We start from the raw sequence: 10,875 nt of genomic DNA, 5'->3' as shown, positions 1-10,875 counted from the left end.
GCACCGGGCGCCCGCCGAGTGAAGTACATCACTTCAGGCCGCCGGGTTCTCTACTATCGATGACGGTTAGTCCTCGCGAATTATTCCCTTCCTGGCTCTGCGCTGCATCCCAGAGCCGCTCATAGTGACCACCGGCACGCCGCAACTCGCCGTGCCGACCGCTTTCCACGATCCGCCCGTCGTCGATCACGACCACGAGGTCGGCCTGGGCGGCGGTCGCGAGGCGGTGCGCCACGATGACCGCGGTCCTGCGACGGGTGAGCAGCCTGCCCGCCTCCAGCACGGTCCGCTCGGTCGCGGGGTCGAGCGTCGCGGTCGCCTCGTCGAGTAGCAGGAGGTCGGGGTCGACCAGCTCGGCCCTGGCCAAGGCGATCAGTTGTCGCTGCCCGGCCGACAGCCCCTGGCCTCGTTCCCCGATCGGCTGGAACATCCCGCCCCGGAAGCCGGCGATGGTCTGCAGCGCCCCGACCGCGCGGGCCGCGGCCACGATCTCGTCACGGGTGGCGTCGGGCTTTCCGTAGGCGATGTTGCTCGCCACGTCCCCCGAGAAGAGGTGCGCCTCCTGCGGCACCACGCCGAGGCGGCCGCGGTATCGGTGCAGCGGGTAGGCCCGCAGGTCGACGTCGTCGACGCGGACCGAACCGGTGCTCGGGTCGTAGAACCGGGCGAGCAGCTTGACCACGGTCGACTTGCCCGCGCCGGTCTTGCCGACGAGCGCGACAGTCGCGCCGGACTCGATCCGCAGGTCCACCCCGCTCAACGCGTCCCGTTCGGCGCCGCTGTAGCGGAAGCTCACCGCACCGAAGGAGACGTCGCCATGCAGGTGGCCCTCGATGGGAACGGTGTCGGATTGGGTCGCGGTCTCGATCGAGCTCGAGGTGCGCAGCAGGTCGCCGATGCGGCTGAGGCCGACGCTGGCCTGCTGGTAGCCGTCGAACACCTGCGAGAGTTGCTGGATGGGACCGAACAGCAGCCCGAGGTAGAGGACGAACGCGACCAGCGTCCCCGCGGTGGCGTCGCCGCTCGCGACCTCACGCGAGCCGACCAGGACAACCGCGGCGAGTGCCAGGTCGGAGAGCAGCGTGATGAACGGGAAGAAGATCGAGATCGCGAGCTGCGAGCGCATCCGGCTGCTGCGGTAGCTGTCCGCCCGCGCCGCGAAGCGTTCCGCCGCGAAGTCCTCACGGCGATACGCCTGGGCGGCGCGCAGGCCCGCGACGTTCTCCTGGAAGTCGGCGTTCACGATGGAGATGCGTTCGCGTGAGACCGAGTACGCGACGGAGGACACCCGCCGGAAGATCAGGGTGGCGACGATCAGCGGCGGCACGACGGCGAGGGCGACGAGCGCGAGGACGACGTCCGTGAGCAGCAGCGCCACCGAGATGCCGACGACGGTGAGCACGCTGACCACGGCGGTGGACAGGCCGGTCTGGAGGAAGGACGACAGCGCGTCGACGTCGGTGGTCATCCGCGTCATGATCCGGCCGGACAGCTCGCGCTCGTAGTAGTCGAGTCCGAGCCGCTGCAGGTGCGCGTAGCTGCGCACCCGCAGACCGTAGAGGACCTTCTCGCCCGCGCGGGCGGTGATCACCGTCATCACCGCGACCACAACCCAGTTGGCGGCCACCAACGCGACCCCGGCGAGGGTCGCCCACCACAGCGCCGACGGCTGGTCGGGGACCACGCCGTGATCGATGGCGAACTTCACGATCGACGGGAACAGCACACCCGCGAGCGAATCGAGCGCGAGGCAGGCGACCACCGCGGCCAGGATCCAGCGGACCGGCCGCAGCAGCGACGACAGCCGGAAGTCGGGATCGGGCCTGCGGAGGCCGGCGTCGTCCATCCGTGGGTTCTCGACCGCGGGCGGCAGCGCCTCGACCGCCGCCCGCAGCTCGGGGGTCGCCGCGACGTCGCCGAGGGCGCCTGCCATCGGCCCTCCGCCTCCGCCACCGCCGCGGCCGGGTGCGCCCCCGTGCCCGTGCCCGGCCGCCGCGGCCGGGTTGTCGGAGACGATCGCGTCGAACTCGGCGGAGGGCACGGTCTCGGGCCACAGTTGCGCGTCTGTGGGTTCGGGTCCCGTCGGCAACGGCGTCGGATCCGGGTGCGCGCCTTCCGGGTCCGGGTCGGCGAGCAGCGCCCGGAACAACGGACAGCGTTCGTCGAGCTCGGCGATCGTCCCGCTGTCGATGATCCGACCGTCGTCGAGGACGGCGACCCGGTCCGCCAGGGTCAGCGTCGAGCGCCGATGCGCCAGGATCAGCGTGGTCCGATCGCGTTGGGAGCGCAGGGTGTCGAAGATCGCGGCCTCGGTGGCTGCGTCGACGGCAGAGGTGGCGTCGTCGAGGATGAGCAGCCGGGGATCGACGAGCAGCGCGCGGGCCAGTGCGACCCGCTGGCGCTGGCCGCCGGAGAGGGTGAGCCCGCGCTCGCCGACGACGGTGTCGTAGCCGTCGGGCAGCGCCTCGATGAACTCGTCGGCCTGCGCCATCTTCGCGGCGATCGCGATCTCCTCGGCGCCGGCGTCGGAGCGGCCCAGGGCGATGTTCGCGGCGATGGTGTCGGAGAACAGGAACGGCTCGTCGAAGACCAGTCCGACGGCCTCGCGCAGCTGGTCGGCGCGCAGGTCCGACACGTCGATGGCCTGTCCGTCCGAGGTGAGTCCCACGCTGCCCTCGGTGGGCGCGTAGAAGCGGGGGAGCAGCAGCGACAACGCGGTCTTCCCGGAGCCGGCCCGGCCGACGACGGCCACCGTCTCGCCGGGTGCGATGTCGAGGTCCAGGTCCCGCAGCACCTCGCGGCCGGACTCGAAGCCGAAGGTGACCCCGCGCAGCCGGACCCCGATCGGCCCGGCGGGCAACGGGATCGGCCGCGCCGGGTCCGCGACCGACGGCTCGGTGTCGATCACCTCGTAGACGCGTTCGACCGCCGCCCGCGACAGTTGGGCCATGATCACCACCGACGACAGCAATCGGCTGATGTTCGACATGGTCGCCACGTAGGTCGCGAACGCGAGGAAGGTGCCAACGGAGATCGAGCCCTGCAGCGCCAGCGCGCCGCCGAGCGCGATCACCCCGACCAACCCGAGCTGCGGCAGCGCGGCCATCGTCGGGGTGAAGCGCGAGTTGATCCTGGCGGCCCGCATCCGTTCGGCGTAGAGGTCGCGGCCGAGGCCCTCGAGGCGCTGCACCGCCCTGGCCTCCTGGCCGAATCCCTTGACCACCCGGACCCCGGTGACGGTTTCCTCGACGTGCTGCGCGAGGTCGGCGGCGCGTTGCTGGGCGGACCACGTGGCCGCGTACAGCTTGGGTCGGATCAGCCAGACCACGAGCGAGACCGCCGGGACCACGAGCAGCGCGACGACGGTGAGCAGCGGGGAGAGGTAGGCCATCACCACGACCGCGAGCAGGAACTGGATCAGCGCGCCCGCGGACAGCGGCACCATGGCGAGCAGGCCCTGCACCAGCTGCAGATCGGTGATCGAGCGGGACACCACCTGTCCGGTGCGGATCTGGTCCTGGCCTGCGCCGTCGAGGCGTTGCAGCGAGCCCAGCAACCCGAGCCGGAGGTCGTGCTGTACATCGATGGAGAGCCGGCCGGCGAGCATCCGGCGGCCGAACTGGCAGCCGAACCGGACCACGGCCAGTGCCGCGATGCTCGCGGCCACCGTCGCGATCATCTCGGTGGCGCCGCTGGTGGCGTCATCGATCGCGATCCGGGTCAGGAGCGGGAACGAGATGTCGATGATCGCGGCGATCACCGTGACCGCGAGCGCGCCGAGCACGACGGTCCTGTGGGCCCAGCATTCGGCCGTCAGCCGACGTATCCAGCCGCGTTTGCTCTCCGAGGTCACCATCGAAATCCACGGTAGCCCCGGGGTCCGACGCGGACGATTCAGGCCCTAGGGCATGTCTCCGCCCTAGGTGATGTCGCGGGCTCGGGTCAGCCACCAGCCGAGGCCTGCGGACAGCGCCGCCCATGCCAGCAGCACGATCGGCGCGAGCGGCCAGGGCGCGGTGTCGGAGAGCCCGTCGGTGGCCGCGCCCAGCACGGTGGACAGGGTGAGCGCGCCGGGCAACCACTGCACGAGCGATCCCGCACCGAACCCGGCGAGGACCGCGCCGACGATCATCTCGCCGACCGGGTACCAGGCCAGCAGCGCGATCGCCGCACCGATCGAGGAGGCCAGCGCCAGTCCCAACCCGGCCCCGATCAGCGACCAGGCGACGGATGTCAGCGCCCCGGCTGCGAGCAGTTCCGCCAGCGAGCCGTCGAATTCGAGGGCGCCGCCGAAGGCCGTCAGGCAGATCGCCGCGAGTGCCATGGCTGCGATCGCGTACAGCGCGCCGAACGCTGCCGTCACGATCAGTTTCGCGGCGAGCACCCGGTCCCGGTTCGAGGCCGTGAGGAAGGTGGGAGTCAATGTGCTGTAACGGAATTCGGTGCCGGCGTTCACCGCGCCGAACAGGCCGGCGAACAGGGCGACCCAGCCGATGGTGATGAAGAGCCCGACGTTCGGCGCGCTGGTGGTGAGTTCGGCGTCCATGGTGGTGAGGGTGTCGTCGACCGCCGCGAAGATCGCCCCTGCGAACAGCGCGACGGCCAGCGGTGCGATCGCCAGGGCCCACCAGAAGCGCAGGGTGGTGACCTTGCGGAGTTCGGCGGTGAGCAGCGCGGTCATCGGGGACCTCCGTAGTGGTGGCCCGGCTGGTAGTCGGCCGCGTACCGGCCGGATGTCATCGACAGGAACACCTGCTCGAGGTCGACCGGCTCGGCGGTGGCGCCGAAGATGCGCACGCCTGCGGGCTGCGCGATGGTGGCGATCGTGTCGAGGTCGGCGCCGGTGACCGCGAGGCGGCCGTCGGGCAGCACCTGGGCGTCGGTGATCCCGTTGGCTGCCAGGGCGATCGCCAGGGTCGCGGGGTCGGAGCCCGCGATGAGGATGCGGCCCTGGCGTGAACGCCGCAGTTCGTCGATGCCGCCCTGATAGACGAGGCGGCCCTCGTTCACGATGACCAGGCGGTCGACGGTCTGCTCCACCTCGCGCAGGATGTGGCTGGAGACGAGGACCGTGCGGCCGGATCTGGCGAACGCCTTGAGGAACTCGCGCAGCCAGGCGATGCCCTCGGGGTCGAGGCCGTTCGCGGGTTCGTCGAGGACCAGCATCTGCGGATCGCCGAGCAGCGCGGTGGACAGTGCGAGCCGCTGACGCATGCCGAGCGAGAAGGTGCCTGCCTTCTGGTGGGCGGCCTGCTCGAGCCCGACCAGCGCCAGCACCTGACTGGCGCGGGAATCGGGGAGCCCGGTCGCGGCCGTGCAGACGAGGAGATGGCCGAGCGCTGTGCGGTTCGGGTGCAGGCTCAGCGAATCGAGAACCGCGCCGACCACGCGGGCGGGCTGCGTGAGCTCCGCGAACGGCACGCCCGCGACGGTGGCGGTGCCCGCGGTGGGCCGAACCAGGCCGAGCAGCATGCGAAGGGTGGTGGTCTTGCCTGCGCCGTTCGGGCCGAGGAACCCGGTGATCGACCCCTGCGGCACCGTGAAGCTCAGATCCGATACGGCGTCAACGGTTTTGAACCGCTTGGTCAGTCCGATCGCCTCGAGTGCCGCCGGGGATCCCCCTGCGCTCATGCCGTGCCCTCCCTCCGTGATGGCGACAGCCTATCCGCGGAGGGAGGGGCGGGCCGATAACCCGCGCGGTTTCAGTTCCGCAGGCCGAGCGCGGCGGCGAGCGCGGTGAGGGCGGGCAGCTGGTCGCCGTCGACGGGGAGCGCTTGGATGGCGACATGGTTCGCGCCCGCGTCGAGGTGTTCGGTGAGGCGGGCGGCGATCGCAGCGGCATCGCCGTGAGCGACGAGGGCGTCGATGACCCGGTCGCTGCCGCCGTCGGAGAGTTCGGCCTCGGTGAATCCGAGCCGGGTGAGGTTCGCGATGTAGTTCTGTAGGTGCAGATACGGGTTCTCCACGACGGGGCGGCCGATCGCCCTCGCGGCCGCGGCGTCGGTGTCGAGCACGATCTTGTGCTCGGGTGCGAGAAGTGGTTCAGGGCCGAGCAACTCGCGCGCCTCGCGGGTGTGCTCGGGGGTGGTCAGGTAGGGGTGCGCGCCCGCGGTGCGGTCCGCGGCGAGCTTGAGCACCCGCGGTCCGAGAGCGGCGAGGACGCGGCGCCCGGCGGGGACCCCGGCCGCGTCGAGTTCGTCGAGATACGCGACGAGTGCCTGGTATGGCTTCGCGTAGACCTGTCCGGAGTGCTCGGGATGACCGGCGCCGATGCCGAGCAGGAACCGGCCCGGGTGGCGCGCCTCCAGTCGGTGGAACGACGCGGCGACCTCGGCGGCGGGGGAGACCCAGATGTTGGTGATCCCGGTGGCGACGGTGAGGCCGGTGGTCGCGTCGAGCAGGGACTCGGCGGTCACGAGGTCCGCGGGTGGGGAGCCGCCGAGCCAGACGGTGCCGTAACCCAGTCGTTCCAGCGCCTGCCCGAACTCGGGAGTCGCAAAGTACGCGGGCTGCCACACACCGATTCGGCCGAGGTCGGGGGTTTCTTCGATGACGCTCATGGGCTCTCCGTCCGATTGGCTTGCCATAGGGGTGCCTTGCGCAACCCCGCGAAGCGGGAGTTCATTCCGGCAGCTGATTCGGTGATTCTCGGTGGGTCGTAGCCTGCTGATCATGGTGGTTACCGGGGGCAACGATCGGATGCTCGTGTTGCGCGCGAGCCTTACCCTGGCGGTCGCCATGGGACTGGGGCGGTTCGCGTTCACGCCGATCCTCCCGTTGATGGTGAGTCAGACGGGGCTGACCGCGGAGTCCGCGGCCACGCTGGCGACGGCGAACTACCTCGGATACCTGGTGGGTGCGGTGGCGGCGATCTTCGCGCACTGGATTCCCAGGAGCAGGGCGGCGCTGCGGGTGTCGCTGCTCCTGCTGATCGCGACTCTGGCGCTGATGCCTGCGGCCGAGTCGATGTCGCTGTGGCTGACGCTGCGGTTCCTGGCCGGTGTCGCCAGCGCGGTGCTGTTCGTGTTCACCGCGCGGGTGGCGCACCAGCAGGTCACGGGCGGCGGGGACGGCGTCGGCTGGGTGTTCGGTGGTATCGGGGCCGGAATCGCGTTGTCCGGCTGCGCGCTTCTCGCGTTGGGGTCCGGTGGATCGTGGCGGGTGAGTTGGCTCGTGGTGGCCGCGTTGGCGGCGGTCCTGGCGCTGTTCGCGTGGTCGCTGCCCGGCGGTGATCCGGTGGCAGCCGCCTCGGCGGGCGGGTCGACGCCGGTGTCGCGCCGGGACCGGGGGAGGTTCGCCTGGTTGATGGCGGCCTACTTCTGTGAGGGCGTCGGCTACATCGTGTCCGCCACCTTCATCGTCGCCGCGGTGGCCTCCATCGGAACGGCGACCTGGTTGGGCGGCGCCGTGTGGATCGCGGTCGGGCTGGCCGGACTGCCTTCCTGCGTGCTGTGGATCAGGCTGTCACGCAGGCATTCCCGGGTGGCCGTGCTCGCGGTGGCGTTTGCCGTCCAGATCATCGGGGTGGGGGCATCGGCGCTCTTCGATTCGACGGCGGTGCAGCTGCTGGCGGCGCTGGCCTTCGGTGGCACCTTCATGGGAATCGTGATGCTGACGCTCGCGGAGGGCACGGAGCTGGTCGGCCCGCGTGCCCCCGCGATCGGCACGGCGCTGTACGGGCTCGGCCAGGTCCTCGGCCCGCTGATGGTGGCCCCGTTGCTCGACACCGGCTACTCGCGCTCCCTCGCTGTCGCGGCCGGAACCCTGGTGCTCGGGTTGGCGTTCCTGGTGCCACTGCTCCGTTCTGCCAGGGCGGAGGTGCGTGAGTCGGAGCAGGTGGTCGCGCGCTAGTTGAGTCCTGCGTAGGAATGCAGGCCCGAGACGACGAAGTTGATGGCGAACATATTGAACAGTGTGGTGGCGAGGGCTGCGACGTTGATCCACGACGCGCGAAGGGTCCCCCATCCGCTGGTGGCTCGGGCGTGTAGGTAGGCGGCGTAGAGCACCCACGCGATGAAGGAGACGGTCTCCTTCGGATCCCAGCCCCAGAAGCGTCCCCATGCGGCCTCGGCCCAGATCGCGCCGCAGATGACACCGATGGTGTAGAGCGGGAAGCCGACGATGGTCGTGCGATAGGCGACTCGATCGAGCAATTCTGCGGATGGAAGCCGGTTGGCGATCCAGGCTGTCAGGCCGTGCCCGTGCCCGTGCCCGTGCCTGCGGACGGCGACGATGTGGAGCAGGCTGGCCGTGCTGGCGAAGGTGAGGATCCCGCAGGCGGACACGATGATGGTGACGTGGATGGCGATCCAGTAGGAGCGCAACGCCGGCACGAGGGGAGCGGCATCGTTGTACATCGCCGCTGCCGCGATGAACAGGAGTACGACCACCGGCGCGAGTACGAAGACTGTCAGGTTGCGGATCGGGTACTTCCGCACCGCGACCAGCCAACAGACGACAGTTGCTGCACTCAGGAAGAGTGCGTACTCGTAGAGGTTTCCCAGTGGCCAGCGGTCGGTCGCCAGGCCACGTTGGACGATCGCCGCCGTGTTTAGTGTCAGGGCAACGAGTGTGAGGGCGATGGCGGCGCGTCCAGCTCTCTCGCTGGGCGGGCGGTTGCTGTCCGCGGTCGAGATTCGCCCCGGCATATCCGGGGCTGATGCGCCGACAGTGGCCATGGCCCGCGCCTGGGCGTCCGCTGCGGTGCGGGGGCGAACGGATGTGCCGGCAAATTCGAATGCTGAAAGACCCAGAGCAAGAACGTAGATCGCGAACGCGGACGCGAATGCGAAGTCGCTGTACTGCGCCAGTGTGGTGTTGACCGGCATGAGGCCCCCCTCGCAACTCATCGGCTACTACGGTAGATAGTAGACGACTCGGCGCTGGCTGGACTTCGCGCAAGCCCTGATTTATGTCGGGCCCCGGGCGTATTATCGAATGTATGTTCGAGAGTGGTGACGGGGTCAGCGAGGTGGGGTCCGGGGTCGAGGCGGAGGTCGCCTCGCTGCTGGCCGACGTCGCCGCTCTCGACGAGGTCGCCTGGTCCTGCCGGGCGGAGAATCGGTTCGCGGCGCGGAAGGTGTTGGCGGCGGGCCGGTTCTGGGAGTCGTGGATCGAACGTGACGTGCGGTTGGGGTCGGGTGACATCGTCGACTGCGGTAACGGTGCGATCGCCGAGCTGTCGGTGCGGATGGGTTGCTCGAAGACCGTCGCCGAGTCGTACGCGGCGTTGGGCATGGACCTGCGGCTGCGGCTCCCGCTGGCGCGGGAGGCTTTCGAGTCCGGTGAGCTGGACCTGCCCCGGGCGCGGGCGATTGCCCGCGAGACGACGGGCTTGAAGCCGGAGACGGTGGCGGCGTTGGAGCCGGGGATCGTGGCGGCGGCACGGCAGCTGACGCCGGGACCGTTGGCTGGGGAAATCGGTCGACTGGTCTCGGAGTTCTCGGCGGAGGAGGCGGCCGCGCAGCGAAACACCGCGCAGGAGTTGGGGCGCCGGATCGTCAAACGCTCCCGCGGGAATTCCTCCACCATCGAGGTGAACGTGTCGCCTGAGGAGGCCGAGCAGGTGATGCAGCTGGTCGCCGAGTTCGCGGCCACGGTGTGCCCCCGCGACAAGCGCGGCAAGCAGTGCCGGCTGGTGGATTCGGTGATGGCGATCATGCACGGCGAGCCCTACCTGCGGTGCAGCTGCGGGCGTGCCGACTGCACACAGGCCGGCCGGACGGCGCTGCCGGGTCGGCGGGCGCCGCTGACGCAGGTCACCATCGGCCCCCAAGCACTTCGTGCAGGGAGGTACCCCCAGTCGCGACGCTGCTTGGGTTGCTTTCGGAGCCCGCCTACCTGCACGGGCATGGGCTGATCGACCCGGAGCTGGCACGCATGCTGGCGGCGGACGGGACGTGGCAAGCCCTGCTCACCGAGGCACTGAACCTGGCGGAGGAGCTCGGCCTGATCGCCCATGACGAGGGCGCCGCCGACGATGGCGATGGCGACGTCGATGTTGACGGTGACCGCGCGGCCACAGGAACTGTCAATGACATTGCCCCGCAGCCGGAGTCCGAGTCAGAGCCAGCCGCGGGGGTCGACGAAGAACCAGAAGGCCAAACCGATGGGGAGAAGTCTGCCCACACCCATGCCGACCCACCCGGCCCCGAGGCATCGCCCCCGCCACCACCGTCGCGGTTCTGCGTGCGCTCGTTCCTCGCCCGCGGCAGTCGCCGAAAAGCTGGGTACCTCCCCGAATTCGGGACGTCAACTCCATCGCGGCTGGGCACTGCGCTGCCACCGGCCCCGGTCAGCATCGGCACCATCGCCGACGCGATCCTCGCCGCCACCAACGCCGACCCGACCCTTGCGCGACCGGAACACCCCGACGGACACGGCGGCCTCACCTCCCCACCCGGCGGCGCCCTCACCTACCGCCCCGACGCCGCCACCACCGCACTCGTCCACGCCCGAGACGGGCACTGCCGATTCCCCGGCTGCACCCGACCGGCCGCCGGATGCCAACTTGACCACATCATCGAGTACCTGGCCCACGACCCCCTCAGCGGCGGCTGGACCATCGCCACCAACCTGCACTGCCTCTGCCAGTTCCATCATCAACTCAATACCCTCGGCCTCTGGAGCGTCACCGTGCTGCCCGGCCACACCCTGCGTTGGACCTCCCGCACCGGCACCACCGCGATCACCCTCCCCGCGGGCGCCCACGGCAGCCACACACTGCACACCCCAACCCCACGCATCACCGGCCGCCGCGGCGGCAACACCCCGTCGCCGCCGCAGACGAGGCCGGCGGACCCGCCGCCGTTCTGAAGCACGCGTCCCCGCGGCCACCAGGGTGGCCACGGGGACGTGCGGCGGCAGGGTCGGGCC

At 70.4% G+C, this 10,875-nt stretch carries 8 protein-coding genes; 3 read left to right on the top strand and 5 right to left on the bottom strand.

Going from position 1 to position 10,875, the window contains the following annotated elements; genetic code table 11:
- Nucleotides 1-28: 28 nt before the first annotated feature.
- The 4 genes from ACWFRB_RS07195 to ACWFRB_RS07180 all read right to left on the bottom strand — a co-directional run bounded on the left by ACWFRB_RS07195 (nucleotide 29) and on the right by ACWFRB_RS07180 (nucleotide 6,560).
- Nucleotides 29-3,856: an ABC transporter ATP-binding protein gene (locus tag ACWFRB_RS07195; RefSeq protein ID WP_452639849.1), complete on the bottom strand. Its 3,828-nt coding sequence runs from the start codon at nucleotides 3,854-3,856 to the stop codon at nucleotides 29-31.
- A gap of 63 nt (nucleotides 3,857-3,919) precedes the next feature.
- The gene (locus ACWFRB_RS07190) at nucleotides 3,920-4,681 is read right to left on the bottom strand and encodes an ABC transporter permease (RefSeq protein WP_452639848.1); all 762 of its coding nucleotides are present in this window, start codon (nucleotides 4,679-4,681) and stop codon (nucleotides 3,920-3,922) included.
- Nucleotides 4,678-5,631 carry an ABC transporter ATP-binding protein gene (locus ACWFRB_RS07185; RefSeq protein WP_452639847.1) on the bottom strand — a complete coding sequence of 318 codons (954 nt, stop codon included), beginning with the start codon at nucleotides 5,629-5,631 and terminating at the stop codon, nucleotides 4,678-4,680. The genes ACWFRB_RS07190 and ACWFRB_RS07185 overlap by 4 nt, the downstream gene beginning before the upstream one ends.
- Nucleotides 5,632-5,702: 71 nt before the next feature.
- Entirely contained in the window at nucleotides 5,703-6,560 is an 858-nt protein-coding gene (locus tag ACWFRB_RS07180; protein ID WP_452639845.1) for an LLM class F420-dependent oxidoreductase, read from the bottom strand.
- Between the two features lie 112 nt (nucleotides 6,561-6,672).
- On the opposite strand from ACWFRB_RS07180, the gene ACWFRB_RS07175 reads away from it, so the two are divergent.
- Complete coding sequence (locus tag ACWFRB_RS07175; protein ID WP_452639844.1) at nucleotides 6,673-7,851, top strand: YbfB/YjiJ family MFS transporter; 1,179 nt, start codon at nucleotides 6,673-6,675, stop codon at nucleotides 7,849-7,851.
- On the opposite strand, the gene ccsB is transcribed toward ACWFRB_RS07175, so the two are convergent.
- A complete protein-coding gene (gene ccsB, locus ACWFRB_RS07170) occupies nucleotides 7,848-8,828 on the bottom strand; it encodes a c-type cytochrome biogenesis protein CcsB (protein ID WP_452639843.1) in 981 nt (326 codons plus the stop codon). The two genes, ACWFRB_RS07175 and ccsB, sit on opposite strands and share 4 nt — an antisense overlap.
- A 113-nt stretch (nucleotides 8,829-8,941) precedes the next feature.
- Here ccsB and ACWFRB_RS07165 point away from each other — a divergent pair, with 113 nt between their 5' ends.
- Both ACWFRB_RS07165 and ACWFRB_RS07160 read left to right on the top strand, forming a co-directional pair.
- Entirely contained in the window at nucleotides 8,942-9,859 is a 918-nt protein-coding gene (locus ACWFRB_RS07165; protein ID WP_452639842.1) for a DUF222 domain-containing protein, read from the top strand.
- On the top strand, nucleotides 9,820-10,815 hold the full coding sequence (locus ACWFRB_RS07160; protein ID WP_452639840.1) for an HNH endonuclease signature motif containing protein: 996 nt from the start codon (nucleotides 9,820-9,822) through the stop codon (nucleotides 10,813-10,815). The genes ACWFRB_RS07165 and ACWFRB_RS07160 overlap by 40 nt, the downstream gene beginning before the upstream one ends.
- Nucleotides 10,816-10,875 lie beyond the last annotated feature (60 nt).

The organism is Rhodococcus sp. NPDC055112, assembly GCF_053607505.1.
Note: the sequence above shows the minus strand (reverse complement) of the source record. Positions and strands in the feature narration are given on the sequence as shown.